The following is an 18,424-nucleotide window of genomic DNA, read 5'->3' on the forward strand; positions in this document are numbered from 1 at the left end:
CCCGCCGTGACTGGGCGCCGCGCGGCCTCGGGGGCGATGGCGGGCCTGGCGATCGGTGACGCGCTCGGTTTCCCCACGGAGTTCAACGACATCCCGTCGATCCTCGCCAAGTGCGGCCCGTGGCCGGAGATGGAACTGCCCCGCCCGGCCTTCGTCACCGACGACACGCAGATGACCCTCGCCCTCGCGCGCGGGCTGCGCACGGCGATGGAGCGCGGCGCCCTCACGCCGTCCCGGCTCGCCCGCCCGGTACGCGATGAGTACGTCGCCTGGTACCACTCGCCCGACAACAACCGCGCCCCCGGCCGCACCTGCCTGGTCGCCTGCGAGAAGCTGGACCACCCGGACCGGCCCTGGCAGGAGGCCAGCCAGACCGGCTCCAAGGGCTGCGGCGCGAACATGCGGGTCGCCCCGGTCGGCCTCGTCCCCGGGCTGCGCCCCGACGAGCGGGCGGGGGCGGCGCAGCTGCAGTCGGCGCTCACCCACGGCCACCCCACGGCGCTCGCGGCCTCCGACCTCACCGCGCACGCCGTCCACCTGCTCGCCCAGGGCGCGGCCCCGGGGGAACTGACCGGCCTGCTGCGCGGCTACGCGGCGGAGCAGCGCGACACGTACCACGAGTGGTGGCTGGGGGACCTGTGGCTGCGTGCCCACGACCACGGCCCGGTGTCCTTCGTCCGCCGAGGCTGGGACGAGTGCCTCGGGGTGCTCGACCGCCTCGACGCGGCGCTCGCGGCCCCCGACCGGGACGCCGACCCGTGCCTGGCCACCGGAGCCGGATGGATCGCCGAGGAGGCGCTCGCGACCGGCCTGCTGTGCTTCCTGCTCTTCCCGGACGAGCCCGCCACCGCGGTCCGCCGGGCGGCGTGCTCCTCCGGGGACTCCGACTCGATCGCCTGCCTCGCGGGTGCCTTCGCCGGCGCGCACCACGGCCTGGCCGCCTGGCCGGACGCCTGGGTGGAGCGGCTCGAACACCGCGACGAACTACTCGCCCTCGGTGCCCTCTGGGACGGGGACGGCGGCTGACGCCCGCCGGACCCGGAACAGGAAGTCCTCGACGCGGGCCCGGTCCGGCTCGTCCGGGAGGGGGCTGCGCGAGGCGGCGGCGTCGGCCTCCTCACGCAGCCGGTTCATCCAGGACTCCGTCTCCGCCCAGCCGGCCTCGCCCCGCTTCACCGCCAGCAGCCGCTCGCGGTGGTCGCCGACCTCGATGCGCAGTTCGCCGGTGCGGAGCAGGTCGCGGGAGCTGATCAGCAGGCGCAGCAGGTGCATGGCGTGCTTCCAGCGGGGCGCGCCGTGCGTGCGGACGTCGGCCTCCAGCTTCCGCAGCTGGCCGGTGGCGTAGCGCGCGAAGCTCTCGTGGACGTGCCGGGACAGGAAGGCGCCGCGCAGGGCGAGGAGTTCCTTCCCGGTGTCGTCCACGTGCTCGACGAGCGGGGAGTGGAGGCACTCCAGGATGTTGGGGTTGGCGCGCAGGGCGAGCTCGCAGAACCGCTCCAGTTCCCAGGAGAACTGCTCGTGCCCCGGGCCGTCCACGTGCCGGGGCGGCTTGTCGAAGCGCCAGAAGAGCGGGGTGGGCGCGACGTACACCCCGCGGCGGTCGGTGTCGCTGCCGTCCGTGGCCAGCCCGAAGGCGCGCGAGCCCATCACACAGGCGTAGACGGTGTGACGGCGTACGAGGTCGTGGTCGCGCATGGACCGGGATCGTACGGGCTAGGTGAGGAGGATCTCGCCGTCTTTTTCGGTGATCGCCTCGGCGGGGAGCGGCCTCGGGGCCGGTCCGGCGACCACCGAGGCGTCGGTGATGCGGTACTTGCTGCCGTGGCAGGGGCAGTTGATGGTGCCGTCGGAGACGGTGTTCACGAGGCAGCCCTCGTGGGTGCAGACGGCGGAGAAGGCCTTGAACTCGCCCGCCTTGGGCTGGGTCACCACGACCTTCTTGTCCGTGATCACCGTGCCGCCGCCCACCGGCACGTCGGCGGCCTTCACCAGCACCTCGCCCTGCGAGGGCGGCGACGTCGTAGCCGGCGCGGAGGCGGGCTCCGAGGCCGGTGGCGCCGAGGTCGCCGCTGCCTGCGGCGCGCCCTCGTCGCCGTACTTGCTGCATCCCGCTCCCGCGAGCGCCGCCGTGGACAGCAGCACCATGCGTCGCTTCATGTCGTCACCCCGACCGTTCGGAAGAACCACAACGCTGACGTGAGCCACAGCACCGTCAACGCCGTGAAGACCAGCCCGCCGACGAGCGGCAGCAGCCGGTCCGGCAGTCGCTCGGCCCGCAGCAGCAGCATCTTTGCCGTGAATGTCCCGAAAAAGAAGCACCCGAGCAGCGAGTGCCACAAGACGCGGCTGCTGTACGTCTGATAGCCCAACGCGTACAGGCAGTGCACGGCGACCGGCACGCTCAGCAGGAAGGCGAGGCGGCCGGACCAGCGGTGCAGCCCGCCGGTCCAGGAGGGGGCGCGGACGCCCGGCACCGTGCCGTACATCACCAGCGCCGAGGCGATCTGCACCAGGGCGAAGGCGAAGGCGGCCGTGGCGAGCCAGGACTTGACCGCGCCGGTGCTGGAGAAGCCGGCGAGGTTGAAGGCGGTGCCGGCCGGGTCGTGCACCCTGCCGTACGCGCCGAGGGCGACGGCGACCGCCGCGGCGGCCAGTGCGGGGACGAGGAACACGGCCGCCCGCGGCCCGGGGCGGGGCGGCGGTGCGGGGAAGGAGGTGGTGGCGGCGTTCGGGTCCACGTTCATGGGGCGCTCCTGCTCCTGCCTGCGGCGGACGGTCAGGGGATCGGCCGTGCGGTGAGCTGCGCGCCGTCGACGGTCACGGCACCGGTGGCGGGGTCGATGGCGGGGGCGGCCGACGGTTCGCCGTCGCGCGAGACGATCCCCACCTGCTTGCCGTTCGGCAGCACGATCCAGCCGCCGACGACCCGCGCGCCGCGTACCGAGGCGGCCGCCCGGTACAGACCCGACGGCTTGACCGCGCGCCGCGCCGTGAAGGGCTGCTCCAGCCCCGTCAGCCGCACCTCGCCGGTGACGCGCCCGCCCCCCAGGGTGCCCTCCAGCAGGGCGCCGCGGTCGCCGGTCAGGCGCATGCCGCCGTCGGCCCCGACGTCGCCGCGCAGCCAGGCCTCCTTGGCGCGCCCGTCGCAGACGTACGCGACGGCCTTGCCGTCCTCGCGCAGCGCGATCGCGACGCCGGCCGCGCCGTCGCCCGTGCGGCCCGCGTAGTCCGCGTCGGGGCGAGGCGCGGTGGTCGCGGCCGTGCGGGAGGGGGCGGGCGCCGGGGGAGCCGAGGTGGGGGCCGCCGGGGACGGCGGGGCGCCCCCCTTCGCGTCCGCCGCCGGCGGTTCCGTCGTCGCGTTGAGCGAGAGCATGATCAGGGCGAGTGCCAGCCCCGCGAGGAGCGTGTGGAGCGGTCCGGAACGCTGCATGTCCCTCTCCCCCGTGGCCGCACGGTCGGGTCACCATCGAACCGGACGGCCGCCCCGGCGTCCAGGGGCGTGTCGGGACAAAGCGGCGCTTACGACCACACCGCCAGCGCCACCGCGCGACCCTCCGCGTCCCGCTGCACCTCCAGCATCCCGACCACCGCGCTGCGGTTGACGCGCCCGTAGACGTGCGGGAAGCGCGTCTCCTGCGGTACCCCCGGCGGCGGCACCGGGTCGGCGTCCTCCCACAGCACACGGGCCTCCAGGGCCTCCTCGTCGATCAGCAGCACCATCAGCGGGCCCGGGGTGCTCCGGTAGAAGGCGTCGGCGACGGCGAGTGCCACCGCCTCGTCGGGCGCGCAGTGCACGAACCCGTCCTCGGCGAGCGACGAGGGCGCGTACGGACGATCCGGGTCGCGCAGCCAGTCGTCCAGCGGAACCAGGTGGAAGATCATGCTTCATGGTGTACCGCAGCACCTCCCGCGTCTCGCAGGGCGGGCGTGTCCGCCGCTCCCCGTCCACCGCGACTACGCTGACCAGGTACGTGCGCGCAGCAACACAGGGAGCGATGACGTGGCGGTACGAGCGGTCCGCGGAGCCGTCCAGCTGGAGCGGGACGAGGCGGAGCACATGCACGGGCAGGTCGCCGAGCTGCTCACCGCCATCCTGGAACGCAACGGCATCGCGGTGGACGACCTGATCAGCGTCTGGTTCACCGCCACCCCGGACCTCCACAGCGACTTCCCGGCGGTCGCCGCGCGCAAGCTCGGCATCACCGACGTGCCGCTGATCTGCGCGCAGGAACTCGACATCGCCGGCGCCATGCCCCGGGTCGTACGGATCCTCGCCCACGTGGAGTCGGACCTGTCCAAGGGCGAGATCTCCCACGTCTACCTCGGCGCAGCGGCCGCCCTCCGCAAGGACATCGCCCAGTGAGGACCGCCCTGGTCATCGGCACCGGCCTGATCGGCACCTCCGCCGCCCTCGCGCTCGCCTCGCGCGGCGTCGAGGTCCATCTGGAGGACCACGACCCCTCCATGGTGCGCACGGCCGCCGCGCTGGGCGCGGGCACCGACGAGCCCCCGTCCGGCACGGTCGACCTCGCGATCGTCGCCGTTCCGCCGGCCCACGTCGCCGCCACCGTCGCCGACGCCCAGCGGCGCGGGCTCGCCCGCGGCTATCTGGACGTCGCCAGTGTGAAGTCCGGGCCGCGCCGCGACCTGGAGGCGCTCGGCTGCGACCTGACCTCGTACATCGGCACCCACCCCATGTCCGGCCGCGAGCGCTCGGGCCCGCTGGCCGCGACCGCCGACCTCTTCGAGGGCCGCCCCTGGGTGCTCACCCCGACCCCGGTCACCGAGACCGAGGTGCTCAACCTCGCCCTGGAACTGGTCGCGCTCTGCCGCGCCGTCCCGGTCGTCATGGACGCAGAGGCGCACGACCGCGCCGTCGCCCTCGTCTCGCACACCCCGCAGCTCGTCTCCAGCATGGTCGCGGCGCGCCTGCAGCACGCCGAGGACAGCGCGGTGCGTCTGTGCGGCCAGGGCATCCGCGACGTCACCCGGGTCGCCGGCTCCCAGCCCGGCATGTGGATCGACATCCTCTCCGCCAACCCCGGTCCGGTCGCCGACGTCCTGGCCGACCTCGCCGCCGACCTGACGGAGACCGTCGAGTCCCTGCGGGCCCTGCAGTCCGCGGACGACGCCAAGCGCCGGGACGGCGCCGCCGGCATCGAGGACCTGCTGCGCCGGGGCAACGCCGGCCGGGCCAAGGTCCCCGGCAAGCACGGCTCCGCCCCCAAGGCGTACGACGTCGTCGCCGTCCTCATCGGCGACCAGCCCGGGGAGCTCGCGAGGCTGTTCGCGGAGGCGGGTATGGCAGGGGTCAACATCGAGGACGTGCGGATCGAGCATTCGACGGGGCAGCAGGCGGGCCTGGTCCAGTTGATGGTGGAGCCGGCCGCGGCGGCGCGGTTGTCGGCGGCGCTGCGGGAGCGCGGCTGGTCGCTGCGCGCCTGAGCGGGCCGGCGGGCGGAGTCCACGGCGCGGTGGGTGCGGCGGGGGCCGGGGAATCTGCGGTACGGAGCCGAATGGGTGGGCCGGTAACCTTGTGGGGATGGCATTGCGCCAGCCGTGTACCTGCTCCACGCACAAGGAAGGTCCCCCGACTGTGTCGAATCCGGTGATCGTCGCGATCGACGGCCCCTCGGGCACTGGCAAGTCCAGCACTTCGAAGGCGGTCGCGGCCAAGCTCGGCCTGAGCTACCTGGACACCGGAGCGCAGTACCGGGCGATGACCTGGTGGATGCTGAGCAACGGCGTCGACGTGAACGACTCGGCCGCCGTGGCGACCGCCGCCGAGAAGCCGGTGATCGTCTCCGGGGCCGACCCGGCGGCGCCCACGATCACGGTGGACGGCGTGGACGCCTCCGGCCCGATCCGCACGCAGGAGGTCACCGCGGCCGTCAGCGCCGTCAGCGCGGTGCCGGAGGTGCGCACCCGTCTGGTCGGGCTGCAGCGCGACGCGGCCGCCGGCGCGCCGGGCGGCATCGTCGTCGAAGGCCGGGACATCGGCACCACCGTGCTGCCCGACGCCACCGTCAAGATCTTCCTCACCGCCTCCGCGGAGGCCCGCGCCGCCCGCCGCGGCGGCGAGCTGAAGGCCGCCGGCAGTGCCCAGGTCGACCTCGCGGCGACCCGCGAGGCCCTGGTGCGGCGTGACGCGGCCGACTCCGGCCGCAAGACCTCCCCGCTGGCGAAGGCGGACGACGCCATAGAGGTCGACACCAGCGAGCTCACCCTCGACCAGGTCATCGAGTGCGTCGTCACCCTGATCGAGGAGAAGCGGGCCGCTTCGTGAGGGACGCATCCGCGGTTCCGGGCCCGAGGGGGGTGGCGGTCGGCCGCCGCCTCGGCATCGGGATCATCAACAGCCTCTGGCGCCCCCGGGTGCTCGGCGGCTGGCGCCTGCCCGCCGCGGGGCCGGTGATCCTGGCCGTGAACCACTCGCACTACGTGGACGGGCCGGTGCTCATGGGCACCTGCCCGCGCCCGGTGCACTTCCTGATCAAGAAGGAGGCCTTCATCGGGCCGCTGGACCCGTTCCTGCGAGGGATCGGCCAGCTCCCGGTGGACCGCCACAGCACCGACCGCACCGCGGTGACCAGCGCGCTCGGCGTGCTGGAGCGGGGAGGGGTCCTCGGGATCTTCCCCGAGGGCACCCGGGGCGAGGGCGACTTCGCCGACCTGCGGGCGGGCCTGGCGTACTTCGCGGTGCGTTCCGGCGCGCCCATAGTGCCGGTCGCGGTTCTCGGCACGTCCCGGCCGGGGCGGCTGATCCGCGGCCTGCCGCCGGTGCGCGGCCGGGTCGACGTCGTCTTCGGCGACCCCTTCGACGCCGGCGACGGGTCCGGGCGCCGTACCCGTACGGCACTGGACGCCGCCACCGTGCGCATCCAGAAGCACCTGACCGGCCACCTCGAGTACGCCCGGCGTACCACGGGCCGCGCCTCCTAGCGCCGGCCTGACCCACACTGGGGCGTGCAAGCCCCCGCACCTGACGATCGACGGAGAAGCTTTCATGGACATCGAGAACGAGTACGGCGAAGTCGGCGCGCTCGGCGACGCCGATTACGCCGAGTTCATGGAGCTCGCCGCCGAGGAGGGATTCGACCTCGACGAGGTCGCGGGCGACCTCGCGGCGGCGGGCCACGGCCCGCTGCCGGTCCTCGCGGTCGTCGGGCGCCCGAACGTCGGCAAGTCGACACTGGTGAACCGGATCATCGGCCGCCGTGAGGCGGTCGTCGAGGACCGCCCCGGCGTCACCCGTGACCGCGTCACGTACGAGGCCGACTGGAACGGCCGCCGCTTCAAGGTCGTCGACACCGGCGGCTGGGAGCAGGACGTGCTCGGCATCGACGCGTCCGTGGCCGCGCAGGCCGAGTTCGCGATCGAGGCCGCCGACGCCGTGGTCTTCGTCGTCGACGCCAAGGTCGGCTCCACGGACACCGACGAGGCCGTGGTCAAGCTGCTCCGCAGGGCCGGCAAGCCGGTCGTGCTGTGCGCCAACAAGGTCGACGGCCCCTCGGGCGAGGCGGACGCCGCCATGCTGTGGAACCTCGGCCTCGGCGAGCCCTACCCGGTCTCGTCGCTGCACGGCCGCGGTACGGGCGACCTGCTGGACGCGGTGCTGGAGGCGCTCCCCGAGGCGCCGATGCAGTCCTTCGGCAACGCCGTCGGCGGCCCCCGCCGGGTGGCGCTCATCGGCCGCCCGAACGTCGGCAAGTCCTCGCTGCTGAACAAGGTGGCCGGCGAGGAGCGCGTGGTCGTCAACGAGATGGCCGGCACGACCCGCGACCCCGTCGACGAGCTCATCGAGCTCGGCGGCAAGACCTGGAAGTTCGTGGACACCGCGGGCATCCGCCGCCGCGTCCACCTCCAGGAGGGCGCGGACTACTACGCCTCGCTGCGCACCGCGGCCGCCCTGGAGAAGGCGGAGGTCGCCGTCGTGCTGATCGACGCCGGCGAGTCCCTCGCCGAGCAGGACACCCGCATCATCTCGCTGGCCGTGGAGGCGGGCCGCGCCCTGGTCATCGCCTACAACAAGTGGGACGTGCTGGACGAGGAGCGGCGCTACTACCTCGAGCGCGAGATCGAGAAGGACCTCGTGCAGGTCCAGTGGGCGCCCCGGGTGAACGTCTCCGCCCGTACCGGCCGCCATATGGAGAAGCTCGTCCCGGCCATCGAGACCGCGCTGGCGGGCTGGGAGACCCGGGTGCCCACCGGCCGCCTCAACGCCTTCCTGGGCGAGCTCGTCGCCGCCCACCCCCACCCGATCCGCGGCGGCAAGCAGCCCCGCATCCTCTTCGGGACCCAGGCCGGCACCAAGCCCCCGCGCTTCGTGCTCTTCGCCTCCGGCTTCCTGGAGGCCGGCTACCGCCGCTTCATCGAGCGGCGGCTGCGTGAGGAGTTCGGGTTCGAGGGGACGCCGATCCAGGTGTCGGTGCGGGTCCGCGAGAAGCGCGGACGCAAGAAGTAGCCCGCGAGGGCAGGCGTGCAGCCGCCCGTCCGGTCGTTCCTGCGGGGGCTGCCCGGGCGGGCGGTTCCTCGTGGGGCCGCACACGGCGCCGCCCGCCGGGTCGCCTCCGCGGGGCGATCGGGCGGGCGGTTCTTCGTGCGGGCGTGCGGTGCGGGTCAGAGACCGCCGTGCATGCGGTTCTCGGCGAGGCCCGGCGGGAGCGCGGGGAGGTCGCCGCGATGGCGGCCCGCGACGCGGTAGGGGGAGTTGGCGCCGCCGCGGTCCGCGAAACCGTTGAACTGCAGGTCCTCCTCGCCGGTACGGTCGCCGGGAAGCGTGCGGAAGAGCCTGCGGTACTCGGAGTAGAGCGCGTCGTAGATCGGCGTGCCCTCACTCACGGACGCCTCCTGCGCGGTGCGCATGGGGGGAATGGGGCTTCGGTACTGGGCTCGTGAGGAAGCGTCAAAGGTGTGCACGTCGTGGCAACGAGCGGCTCAACTGCGGGGATGCGGGTCGTACGGATGAATCACGCATATGCACTGCCATAGGCCAAAGGCGCGTACGGCGGGCCGTACGCGCCTTTGGCCGGAGCCGGTGGATCAGGTGCCGGAGAGGGGCATCGTCGCCGCGACGAGGAGTCCGTGTCCGCAGGCGCGCTCGAGGGCGTCGCGCAGCAGGTCCTCGCGCGGCTGCTGGCCGATGGTGCCGTGCGGGGCGGCGTACACGTACACCTCGTTGGACTTGTGGACGGCCTGGCGCCAGCCCTCGCTCACCGCGAGCGGCTGGTGCGCCTGCCACCACGCGCCGGCGGAGCCGGGCTGGAGGATGGCGTGCAGCTGGCCCATGGCCAGCAGCACGGACCAGCCGGGCAGCGGGGACGGCGGGGTGGAGAGGTCGTTCACGGGGAGGAAGCCCTGCTCGATGAGGATCGGCAGGAAGTCGTCGTCCGGACCGTTGTCCCCGGGGCGGGCGATGGGCCCGGTGGGTTCGATGACCAGGGCCGGGCACACCTCGTCCTTGACCAGGACGAGGCCGCAGGTGATGCCGAGCACCGCCTGCCGCGGCGCGGCCGCCGCCGTGGCACCGGCCGTCTCCTCGCCGGCGATGCTCTGCACGGCGCCCTGCAGTTGCTCCTCCGAGACCGGCACGACCTGGGAGGGGATGCACGTCGCATGGGCGAAGGCGAGCACGGCGGTCTCCTCGCCGACGAAGAGCACCGTGCTGGTGCGCTCCGTGGAGGTGTCCCCGGGCGTGCGACAGGAGGTGCAGTCGTACGTGCCGGGCGCGCTGTCGCCGGCCAGCAGGCGTGCCGCCTCCTCATCGCCGATCTCGGCTCGTACCTCGTCGCTGACGTCGAGCATGGGCGGCACTGAAGCCTCCTTGGAAATGTACGGCTACGGGCTCCTTTGCCGGGCCTCGCCCGGCACATAGTGACAACGGCCGATCTGTGGCGGGAGTCACGGCCTTCTTGGCGCGTGCTCGTGAGTCCGCGTGCGGAGCGTGATCGGACGTGCGGAGCCGGTCACTCCTCGTCCTACCTTTCACCCCCGGAAGGCTCCGCGCCTATGAGACGGGTCACATGGCGCATATGCGCTGTATGGACATGCCGCAAAAAACACCATCAATCCGGTGTCCTAAATAGGTCTTTACTCCCGGTAACCTGCAACTGGCCTGCAGCGTAAAGGATTTGCTTGGTGACAGGGCGCGACCCTGCCTAGATTTGCCCGCCGTGTGCAGAGAGCACCGCCCGGGAGGGCTCGCACGGAGGACGGCCGGGGATCGGAACGCCATCGGCCGGCGAGCGAAGGGGGCGGGGACCGCGCCGGATGCGCGGGGACCCCGTCCGTCGGGTGCCGTACCAGGGGTACGGCGCCATGGGGGAACCCCGGGTCCGTGGAGAGGGATTCCATGGCCGTATCAGCCAAGTACCGTCGGTCCGCAGTCGTAGCCGGCGTCACCGTTCTGACCCCGCTGGCACTCATGGCCGTCGCGGGGCCCGCGAAGGCCGCCGACAACGGGGTCTGGGACCGCATCGCCGGCTGCGAGAGCGGCGGGAACTGGCACATCAACACCGGCAACGGGTACTACGGAGGACTCCAGTTCTCGGCCGGGACCTGGCGCGCCTACGGCGGCACCGCCTACGCGGCGACCGCCGACCGGGCGAGCCGTGAGCAGCAGATCGCCGTCGCCACCAAGGTGCAGCGGGCGCAGGGCTGGGGCGCCTGGCCCACCTGCTCCGCCCGCGCCGGCGCCTACGGGAGCGCGCCCGGCCGCGGCACCGCCCCGGCCGCGCCCAAGGCGAAGCGGCACACCGCCCCGGCGCCGGCGAAGCAGTCGCGCGGCACCGGCGGCCACGCCGACCGCGGCGAGAGCCGGCCGGAGGGGCACGGCAACTACAGCGTGCGCGGCGGCGACACCCTGAGCGGCATCGCGGCCGCCCACGGGACGACCTGGAAGAAGCTGTACGCCGTCAACCGGTCCGTGATCGGCGCCGACCCCAACCTGATCCTTCCGGGGCAGCGGCTGACGGTCTGACCCACTGCGCGTCCCGGCCCACCCGGCGGCCGTGCTCCGACCGGGTGGGCCCGGAGACGCGCGCGGCGCGGCGGGCGGCGACGCCCGCCGCGCCGCGCCTAACCTGGCCCGCATGTTCCGTCCCCGCCGTCTCGCGGTGACCGCGCTCGCTGTGCTCGCCACGTGGGCGGCCCTCGCTCCGGGGGTCGCGCAGGCCGACGGGCACGCACCCGTCTGGCTGGAGCTGGCGACCTGCGAGAGCAGCAACCGCTGGAAGACCAACACCGGCAACGGTTTCTACGGTGGGCTGCAGATCTTCCAGCCCACCTGGGTCGAGCACGGCGGCCTCGACATGGCCTCCAGGCCCGACCGCGCCACCCCCGACCAGCAGATGACCGTCGCCGAGGAGATCCTCCGCGACCAGGGCTGGGAGGCCTGGCCCACCTGTGCGCAGCGCCTGCGGCTGTCCGGCCGGGCGCACGCCGTGCGGCCCGGCGAGACCCTGGAGACCATGGCCCGGCGCTTCAACGTCAGCGGCGGTGCGGCCGAGCTGTACCGGCTCAACCAGGACGTCATCGGCTCCGACCCGTCCCGGCAGCTCACCCCCGGGACATTGCTGCGCCTGCCGAAGTGAGCCCGCCGGGCACGCCGTGAGCGCGCCCCTCCCCGGACCGCTCCCCGGCCGCCGGTCTGCCCGCCGCCCGCCGCCCGGCGCCCGCGTCCACTTCCCTCCGTCACCCGGTGGGCCCTCTATGCGTAGTCCGGTGGGGTGACACCCTGAACGGGGGCCCGGGCGGCCGGGCCGTCCGGGGAATGCAGTGGGGGCCGCGATCGCCGCTCCGCGCCGCGACGGGGCTCCGTCCCTGATGGCACGGGATCCGGGGATGATGCCCCGGGACCTCACATGGACATCACGGCGGGGATACAACGAGGAAACAGGAAGGTGAACGGGGGCAACCTGTGGGCCTCGAGGGCGGTCTTGCCAGCACCAGGACGGACACCGGTCCGTGGGAAGCAGGAGAACGCAGGGACGCATGCGCATTTCCATACTGATCCAGAACGCGTACGGAGTCGGTGGCACCATCCGCACGACTTTCAACCTGGCGGGAGCCCTGGCCGAGCGGCACGACGTCGAGATCGTCTCCGTTTTCCGCCACCGTGAGGAACCCACCTTCACCCTCGACCCGCGAGTCGGCCTGCGCCACCTGGTGGACCTGCGCCCGGACAGCGACACCTGCGATCTGAAGGACCCGCTGTACAGGACGCCCTCCTCGGTCTTCCCCAAGGGCGAGAACCGCTACGAGCAGTACAGCGTGCTCAGCGACCGGAGGATCGAGGCCCATCTGACGTCGCTCGACGCCGACGTCGTCATCGGCACGCGTCCCGGGCTGAACGTCCACATCGCCCTGCAGGCCCCGCGCCACATGGTCCGGATCGCGCAGGAGCATCTGACGCTGGAGACCCACTCCGTACAGCTTCTCCTCACGCTGCGCCGCCTGTACCCCCGGCTGGACGCGGTCACCACGACCACCGAGGCCGACGCCGCCGCCTACCGGCGCAGGCTGCGGCTGCCCGGGGTGCGGGTGGTCACCCTGCCGAACAGCGTGCCCGACCCGGGCGTCGCCCCCAGCACCCTGGACGCCAAGTACGTCGTCGCGGCCGGCCGGCTGGCCCCGGTGAAACGTTACGGAGACCTCATCAAGGCCTTCGTCAAGGTCGCGGCGGAGCGGCCGGACTGGGGCCTGCGGCTGTACGGCTCGGGTGCCCAGCAGGAGAAGCTGGAGCGGCTCATCGCGCGCCTGGACATCGGCGACCGGGTGACCATGATGGGCACCGCCTCGCCGATCGAGCCGGAGATGGCCAAGGGGTCGATGCTCGCGGTCTCGTCGAGCATGGAGTCCTTCGGCATGACCATCGTCGAGGCGATGCGGGTGGGCCTGCCGGTGGTCAGTACCGACTGCCCGCTCGGTCCCGGCGAGATCATCAGCGACGGGGTGGACGGCCTGCTGGTGCCCCCGCGGGACGTGGACGCGCTGGCCGCGGCGATGCTCCGGCTGATCAACGACGACGAACTGCGCCACCGGATGGGCAAGGCGGCCCTGGAGAAGGGCGCCCAGTACGACCCCGCGAAGATCGCCGACGCCTGCGAGGCCCTGCTGGAGGAGCTCATCGCCCGCCGCGCGGGCGCCGCGGGCCGGCTGCGCGCGGCCGGACGCCACGTCGGCGGCCTGGGCGTGGGCGCCGCGTACTCGGGCAAGGACATCGCCCGGGCGGCCAAGCGTCGGGCCCGCAGGCTGCGCAAGAGGCTGCGGAACAAGGTGCGGGCGAGGCTTCGCGGAGGCGGTGGCAAGGCCGGATCCCCGGCGCGCGGGCAGAAGGCGGGCTAGGCCTGGCCTAGGGCAGGAAGCCGCGGGGGCGGTACGACGTCGTGCCGCCCCTGTTCTGTCGCGGTCAGTCGTGGCCGCCGGCACCGGGCTCGACGACATCACGGCGCCCCGTGGACCGGCCCTGGTCGAGGGCGGCGACCTCCGGGTGGTGCAGGTCGAAGGCGGGGGACTCGGAGCGGATCCGCGGCAGTGCCGTGAAGTTGTGCCGCGGCGGCGGGCAGGAGGTCGCCCATTCGAGGGAACGGCCGTAGCCCCAGGGGTCGTCGGCCTCCACCCGCCCGCCGTGCCGGGCGGTGCGCCACACGTTGCAGAGGAACGGCAGGGTGGACAGGCCCAGCAGGAACGCCCCGATCGTCGAGACCGTGTTGAGCACGGTGAAGCCGTCCGCCGCCAGGTAGTCCGCGTACCGCCGGGGCATGCCCTCCACGCCCAGCCAGTGCTGGACGAGGAAGGTGGTGTGGAAACCGATGAAGAGCGTCCAGAAGTGGATCCTCCCGAGCCGCTCGTCGAGCATCTTCCCGGTGAACTTCGGCCACCAGAAGTGGAAGCCGGCGAACATCGCGAAGACCACCGTCCCGAAGACCACGTAGTGGAAGTGGGCCACCACGAAGTACGAGTCGCTGACCTGGAAGTCGAGCGGGGGCGAGGCGAGGATCACCCCGGTGAGGCCGCCGAACAGGAAGCTCACCAGGAAGCCGACGGCCCACAGCATCGGTGTCTCGAAGGACAGCGAGCCGTGCAGCATCGTGCCGATCCAGTTGAAGAACTTCACCCCGGTCGGCACCGCGATCAGGAACGACAGCAGCGAGAAGAACGGCAGCAGCACGGCACCGGTGACGAACATGTGGTGCGCCCACACCACCATCGACAGCCCGGTGATGGCCATCGTCGCGCCGACCAGCGTCGTGTAGCCGAAGACCGGCTTGCGCGAGAACACCGGGATGATCTCGGTGATGATGCCGAAGAACGGCAGCGCGATGATGTACACCTCGGGGTGGCCGAAGAACCAGAACAGGTGCTGCCACAGCAGCGCCCCGCCGGCTTCCGGCTCGAAGACCACCGAGCCGAAGCGCCGGTCCGCCTCCAGCACCAGCAGCGTCGCCGCCAGCACCGGGAAGGCCATCAGCACCAGGACCGAGGTGAAGAGCACGTTCCAGGTGAAGATCGGCATCCGGAACATGGTCATGCCCGGCGCCCGCATCCCCACGATGGTGGTGACGAAGTTGACCGCTCCCAGGATGGTGCCGAAGCCCGCCAGCGCCAGCCCCATGACCCACATGTCGGCGCCGATCCCGGGGGAACGGGTCAGGCTGTTCAGCGGTGCGTAGGCGAACCAGCCGAAGGAGGCGCCGCCGGTCGGCGTCAGGAAGCTGCCCAGCACGATGAGCCCGCCGAAGAGGAACAGCCAGTACGACAGCATGTTCAGCCGCGGGAAGGCGACGTCGGGCGAGCCGATCTGCAGCGGCATGATCTCGTTCGCGAACCCGGCGAAGGTCGGGGTGGCGAAGAGCAGCAGCATGATCGTGCCGTGCATCGTGAACAACTGGTTGAACTGGTCGTTCGTCATCAGCTGCAGACCGGGGCGGGCGAGCTCGGCGCGCATCAGCAGCGCCATGAACCCGGCGGCGAGGAAGAAGCCGAAGGACGTGATCAGGTAGAGGTGGCCGATCTTCTTGTGGTCGGTGGTGGTCAGCCAGTCCACCATCAGCCGCCCAGGCCGCCCAGGCCGCCGGGGTGCCGCCGTCCGCCCGGCCGTGGCCCGCGCCGCGTCCGTCACCATCCGCGCGCTCCCTCGGTAGATCCTGCCGACCGTCGGTCCTCCGTACAGTCTCGGGCAGACGGCCCATCATGTGACGGACCGGGACGGAACGGCCGTGACGCGTCGTCGACGGGCGGGGCCGGAGCCGTCACCATGGGGGTGGCCGGCCCTGCGGGAAGACCTGCGTGAGGGTGCGTCAGGCGCTGGGTGCCGGGCGGGCCGGGAGCCCGTCCGGGCTGCGCGGTGCGGCATTGAGCAGACGGTCGAACGAAAGTACGATAAAGGGGCCATGCCGTAGCGCATCGAGGGGGCACCCCGTGACGCATCCGGACCACGACCGCGCGCTGGAGTGCGCGCTCGCCGCCGCGCGGCGCGGCTTCCCCGTCATCCCCCTGTCGCGGACCAAGCTCCCGGCGGTCCGTTCACCGCACCGGGGGGAGACCGGACGCGGGATGTGCCGCGGCCAGTGCGGACGGCTCGGCCACGGTGTGCACGACGCCGCCACCGAGCCCGCCCGGATAGCCGAGCTGTTCGCGGCGGCCCCCTGGGCCGCCGGGTACGGGATCGCGTGCGGGCGCTCGCCGCACTATCTGATCGGCCTCGACCTGGACCGCAAGGACGGCGTCGACGGCGTGACCGACCTGGTGGACCTGGCCGCCCGGTGGGGCTTCGCCGTGCCGTGGACGCGCACGGTGATCACTCCGAGCGGCGGCCGGCACCTGTGGCTGCGCGGCCCGGCGGAGGCGGTCGTGCCCAACTCCGTGCGCCGGCTCGGCAACGGGATCGACGTGCGCGGCAGCGGCGGCTATCTCGTGGGACCGGGTTCGGTCACCACGGCCGGCCTCTACCGCTGGGACCCGCCGACGGCCTCGATGCCGCCGGCCGCCGTGCCCAAGCGGCTGCTGCGGCTGCTCCTGACGACCCCGCAGCGCCGGGCCGTGCGCGCCGCGGCGGGCCCGGCGGTGGGCGGGAACACGGCCGGGCCGCTGATCCGCTTCGTGCTCGGCTCGTCCGTGGGGGAGCGCAACGAGCGGCTCTTCTGGGCCGCCTGTCGCGCGTTCGAGAACGGGCACGGGGACCGGGTGGCCGAGGAGATGGTCGGAGCCGCCGTCAGCACGGGACTGTCGGAACGCGAGGCGGAGTCGACGGTGGGATCCGCCCGCCGACATGTCCTCGGGGGGTCTGGCGGGCGGCGCTCGGCGGGGGCACTCTGACCCCATGACCTCAACCGCACCGAGGGCCGGCCGGGTCGCCGTCACCGAGGAGGCCGCGGGCCTGCTGCGGCGTCTCGCCGACCAGCACGGCCCGTTGATGTTCCACCAGTCCGGCGGCTGCTGCGACGGCAGCTCGCCCATGTGCTATCCGCTGGGCGAGTTCCTCACCGGGGACTCCGACGTGCACCTCGGCGACCTCGACGTCGTGGGCGTCGACCCGGTGCCGGTGTGGATGTCGCGGGACCAGTTCGCCTACTGGAGCCACACACATCTGACGATAGACGTGGTGCCGGGGCGCGGCAGCGGCTTCTCGCTGGAAGCGCCGACGGGCAACCGGTTTCTGATTCGGTCCCGGCTGCTGACGGACGAAGAGCTGTCGACACTGGGGACGTGATGTGAGGGATGTGTGTGGACCGTTTCCCGGAATTCCGGCGCGACCGGCCCGGCTGGTTTTCGCCGGTCGTGGCCGTGAATTCGGCGGGCGTTTGAAAAAGTCGCCCCCAAAGAGTGAACGGTGCACGCCAAACCCTGTCCGGGATTCTGTGACAGAAGTGTGACGATCAAGTCGGCCGCGCCTTCCGTCACGGCTCGTGTGCGCCTACCGTTGCTCACATGGCAACCGATCCGACCGCCGCACGGCAACCGCAGGACGAACCGGACAGCTACGTCGGGCTCTCCGCCGACGAGGCCGAACGCCGGGCCACCGAGCACGGCTGGAGCACGGTGCGCGCCCTGCCGCCGGGCGCTGTCATCACCATGGAGTACCGGGTGGGCCGGCTCAACTTCACCGTGGAGGGCGGCCGGGTGACCCGCTGCTGGAGCGGCTGAGGCCCCTCCGTACGGCCCCGCACGACGAAGGCCCCGGCCCGCACCTCGGGGGTGCGGCCGGGGCCTTCGTAGGCCTGCGGACGGGGCGGGAGGTGTGCGTACCTGCCCCGCGGGCGGTCAGCCGGTGGTGCCGCGGCCGCGAGTGACGCCGGCCTGGCCGACGGCCGCCGGGCGGCCCGGCCGGTCGGCGGGCGGGCGGCGGCTGCCGGCCGGGGTCACCGGGGTGCGCTCGTGGCGGGCGGTATGGGGGCGCGCCGGGTGGTGCGGTATCCCCGACGCGGGCGTCGTCGCACGGCCGCTGAGAACGACGGGCTCGAGTAGGCCGTCCGGGTTGTCGGAGAGCTGTGCGGAGGCCATCGCCGTGTTCGCGGCGGGGGCCGTGGCCGGAACCCGGCCGGTGCCGCGGCGGCGGGCCCAGGAGGCCGTGATCCGCTGCTCCGCGGAGGCCATCAGGGGCTCGAACCAGGGCAGTGCCAGCAGGATCAGCAGGCCGGCCGCCCAGCCGAGCAGGACGTCGCTGACCCAGTGGGTGCCGAGGTAGATGGTGGTCATGCCGACGCCCAGCGCCAGCAGCGCCGCGATCACGGAGGTGACCCGGCGGACCCACGGGGTGGTGGCCAGATAGGCCAGTACCCCCCAGGTCACCACGGCGTTCGCGGTGTGACCGGAGGGAAATATATCGCCGCCGGCGAAGAGTTCGGCCGATCCGGCGCTGGTCGCGTAGTGCGGGCCGAGTCTGCCCAGGCCGTACTTCACCGAACCCACGGTGACGTTCAGCAGCAGCAGCGACGTGCCCAGCACCAGCAGCGGGTGCAGGGTGCGCTGGCGCCAGGCGCGCCAGCCCAGCCAGGAGGCCACGATCACGGCCGTCGGGCCGCGTTGGCCCAGGACCACGAAGTAGTCCAGGAACGCGTGGATCTGTGGCCACTGCTTGTACGGCCGCCACATCATGACCTGCCAGTCCAGGGTCACGAGCTTGGACGTGGTCAGGACGGCTACGACGATGGCCACATAGGCCACGAGCGTCGAGCCGAACAGCAGCACGCGTGTCCGGCTCATGCCCGGGGGAGCCTGGGCTGTCGCGGGCTCCTCCATGAGGCGAAGCTTGTCATCGGTACGCACTCAATCGACGTTACAGCGTGTGATGGCGGAGTTCGGCCGGAAGGACGGGTTCGTAATGACGATGTGATGTGGACTGCGTCTCACTCCACCCATTGGAGGTAGTGCCGGCGTTCGCATTGAGCCGAATGCGGGAACTCCTCGATTTTATGTTTCGAAG

The 18,424-nt window shown here is 72.7% G+C and carries 21 protein-coding genes; 12 read left to right on the forward strand and 9 right to left on the reverse strand.

Features of this window, described 5'->3' with window-relative positions:
* Window positions 1-36 precede the first annotated feature (36 nt).
* Window positions 37-1,026, forward strand: a complete 990-nt coding sequence (locus B085_RS0112570) for an ADP-ribosylglycohydrolase family protein (RefSeq protein ID WP_018558915.1) — start codon at window positions 37-39, stop codon at window positions 1,024-1,026.
* Here the strand turns inward: B085_RS0112570 and B085_RS0112575 are convergent.
* The 5 genes from B085_RS0112575 to B085_RS0112595 all read right to left on the reverse strand — a co-directional run bounded on the left by B085_RS0112575 (window position 985) and on the right by B085_RS0112595 (window position 3,882).
* Window positions 985-1,695 (reverse strand): DNA polymerase beta superfamily protein, encoded by a 711-nt coding sequence (locus B085_RS0112575; RefSeq protein ID WP_018558916.1) that lies wholly within the window; start codon window positions 1,693-1,695, stop codon window positions 985-987. The two genes, B085_RS0112570 and B085_RS0112575, sit on opposite strands and share 42 nt — an antisense overlap.
* 18 nt (window positions 1,696-1,713) lie before the next feature.
* A complete protein-coding gene (locus tag B085_RS0112580; protein WP_106434920.1) occupies window positions 1,714-2,157 on the reverse strand; it encodes a Rieske (2Fe-2S) protein in 444 nt (147 codons plus the stop codon).
* Complete coding sequence (locus B085_RS0112585) at window positions 2,154-2,744, reverse strand: DUF6529 family protein (protein ID WP_018558918.1); 591 nt, start codon at window positions 2,742-2,744, stop codon at window positions 2,154-2,156. Before B085_RS0112585 ends, B085_RS0112580 begins: the two co-directional genes overlap by 4 nt.
* 32 nt (window positions 2,745-2,776) lie before the next feature.
* On the reverse strand, window positions 2,777-3,430 hold the full coding sequence (locus tag B085_RS0112590; protein ID WP_018558919.1) for a hypothetical protein: 654 nt from the start codon (window positions 3,428-3,430) through the stop codon (window positions 2,777-2,779).
* Window positions 3,431-3,519: 89 nt separating this feature from the next.
* A complete protein-coding gene (locus B085_RS0112595; RefSeq protein WP_018558920.1) occupies window positions 3,520-3,882 on the reverse strand; it encodes a DUF952 domain-containing protein in 363 nt (120 codons plus the stop codon).
* 118 nt (window positions 3,883-4,000) lie between these two features.
* Here B085_RS0112595 and aroH point away from each other — a divergent pair, with 118 nt between their 5' ends.
* The 5 genes from aroH to der all read left to right on the forward strand — a co-directional run bounded on the left by aroH (window position 4,001) and on the right by der (window position 8,464).
* Window positions 4,001-4,363 (forward strand): chorismate mutase, encoded by a 363-nt coding sequence (gene aroH, locus B085_RS0112600; RefSeq protein WP_018558921.1) that lies wholly within the window; start codon window positions 4,001-4,003, stop codon window positions 4,361-4,363.
* Window positions 4,360-5,445 (forward strand): prephenate dehydrogenase, encoded by a 1,086-nt coding sequence (locus B085_RS0112605; protein ID WP_018558922.1) that lies wholly within the window; start codon window positions 4,360-4,362, stop codon window positions 5,443-5,445. Before aroH ends, B085_RS0112605 begins: the two co-directional genes overlap by 4 nt.
* Window positions 5,446-5,542: 97 nt before the next feature.
* The gene (gene cmk, locus B085_RS0112610; protein ID WP_078619862.1) at window positions 5,543-6,286 is read left to right on the forward strand and encodes a (d)CMP kinase; all 744 of its coding nucleotides are present in this window, start codon (window positions 5,543-5,545) and stop codon (window positions 6,284-6,286) included.
* Window positions 6,283-6,942 carry a lysophospholipid acyltransferase family protein gene (locus tag B085_RS0112615; RefSeq protein WP_026250976.1) on the forward strand — a complete coding sequence of 220 codons (660 nt, stop codon included), beginning with the start codon at window positions 6,283-6,285 and terminating at the stop codon, window positions 6,940-6,942. The genes cmk and B085_RS0112615 overlap by 4 nt, the downstream gene beginning before the upstream one ends.
* A 64-nt stretch (window positions 6,943-7,006) precedes the next feature.
* Window positions 7,007-8,464, forward strand: coding sequence for a ribosome biogenesis GTPase Der (gene der / locus B085_RS0112620; protein WP_018558925.1), 1,458 nt, complete (start codon window positions 7,007-7,009; stop codon window positions 8,462-8,464).
* A gap of 155 nt (window positions 8,465-8,619) precedes the next feature.
* Here the strand turns inward: der and B085_RS0112625 are convergent, their stop codons facing one another.
* Complete coding sequence (locus tag B085_RS0112625) at window positions 8,620-8,865, reverse strand: hypothetical protein (protein WP_018558926.1); 246 nt, start codon at window positions 8,863-8,865, stop codon at window positions 8,620-8,622.
* Window positions 8,866-9,042: 177 nt separating this feature from the next.
* Window positions 9,043-9,813, reverse strand: a complete 771-nt coding sequence (locus B085_RS0112630; protein ID WP_026250977.1) for a hypothetical protein — start codon at window positions 9,811-9,813, stop codon at window positions 9,043-9,045.
* Window positions 9,814-10,351: 538 nt separating this feature from the next.
* Between B085_RS0112630 and B085_RS0112635 the strand changes: the two genes are divergently transcribed.
* From B085_RS0112635 to B085_RS0112645, 3 genes are all read left to right on the forward strand, one after another.
* Complete coding sequence (locus B085_RS0112635) at window positions 10,352-10,978, forward strand: transglycosylase family protein (protein ID WP_018558928.1); 627 nt, start codon at window positions 10,352-10,354, stop codon at window positions 10,976-10,978.
* 112 nt (window positions 10,979-11,090) lie between these two features.
* Window positions 11,091-11,591 (forward strand): transglycosylase family protein, encoded by a 501-nt coding sequence (locus B085_RS0112640; RefSeq protein WP_018558929.1) that lies wholly within the window; start codon window positions 11,091-11,093, stop codon window positions 11,589-11,591.
* A gap of 400 nt (window positions 11,592-11,991) precedes the next feature.
* A complete protein-coding gene (locus B085_RS0112645) occupies window positions 11,992-13,344 on the forward strand; it encodes a glycosyltransferase family 4 protein (protein ID WP_018558930.1) in 1,353 nt (450 codons plus the stop codon).
* Window positions 13,345-13,408: 64 nt separating this feature from the next.
* On the opposite strand, the gene ctaD is transcribed toward B085_RS0112645, so the two are convergent.
* Window positions 13,409-15,124, reverse strand: a complete 1,716-nt coding sequence (gene ctaD / locus B085_RS0112650) for a cytochrome c oxidase subunit I (protein WP_018558931.1) — start codon at window positions 15,122-15,124, stop codon at window positions 13,409-13,411.
* A 296-nt stretch (window positions 15,125-15,420) separates the two neighbouring features.
* Here ctaD and B085_RS0112655 point away from each other — a divergent pair, with 296 nt between their 5' ends.
* The 3 genes from B085_RS0112655 (at window position 15,421) to B085_RS0112665 (ending at window position 17,145) form a co-directional block, all read left to right on the forward strand.
* Window positions 15,421-16,317, forward strand: a complete 897-nt coding sequence (locus tag B085_RS0112655) for a bifunctional DNA primase/polymerase (protein ID WP_018558932.1) — start codon at window positions 15,421-15,423, stop codon at window positions 16,315-16,317.
* A gap of 4 nt (window positions 16,318-16,321) precedes the next feature.
* Entirely contained in the window at window positions 16,322-16,711 is a 390-nt protein-coding gene (locus B085_RS0112660) for a DUF779 domain-containing protein (RefSeq protein ID WP_026250978.1), read from the forward strand.
* Between the two features lie 218 nt (window positions 16,712-16,929).
* Complete coding sequence (locus tag B085_RS0112665) at window positions 16,930-17,145, forward strand: I78 family peptidase inhibitor (RefSeq protein WP_018558934.1); 216 nt, start codon at window positions 16,930-16,932, stop codon at window positions 17,143-17,145.
* A 117-nt stretch (window positions 17,146-17,262) separates the two neighbouring features.
* Here B085_RS0112665 and B085_RS0112670 read toward each other — a convergent pair whose 3' ends face one another.
* The gene (locus B085_RS0112670; RefSeq protein ID WP_026250979.1) at window positions 17,263-18,267 is read right to left on the reverse strand and encodes a phosphatase PAP2 family protein; all 1,005 of its coding nucleotides are present in this window, start codon (window positions 18,265-18,267) and stop codon (window positions 17,263-17,265) included.
* Window positions 18,268-18,424 lie beyond the last annotated feature (157 nt).

It is taken from the genome of Streptomyces sp. BoleA5, from assembly GCF_000373665.1.
Lineage (GTDB): Bacteria > Actinomycetota > Actinomycetes > Streptomycetales > Streptomycetaceae > Actinacidiphila.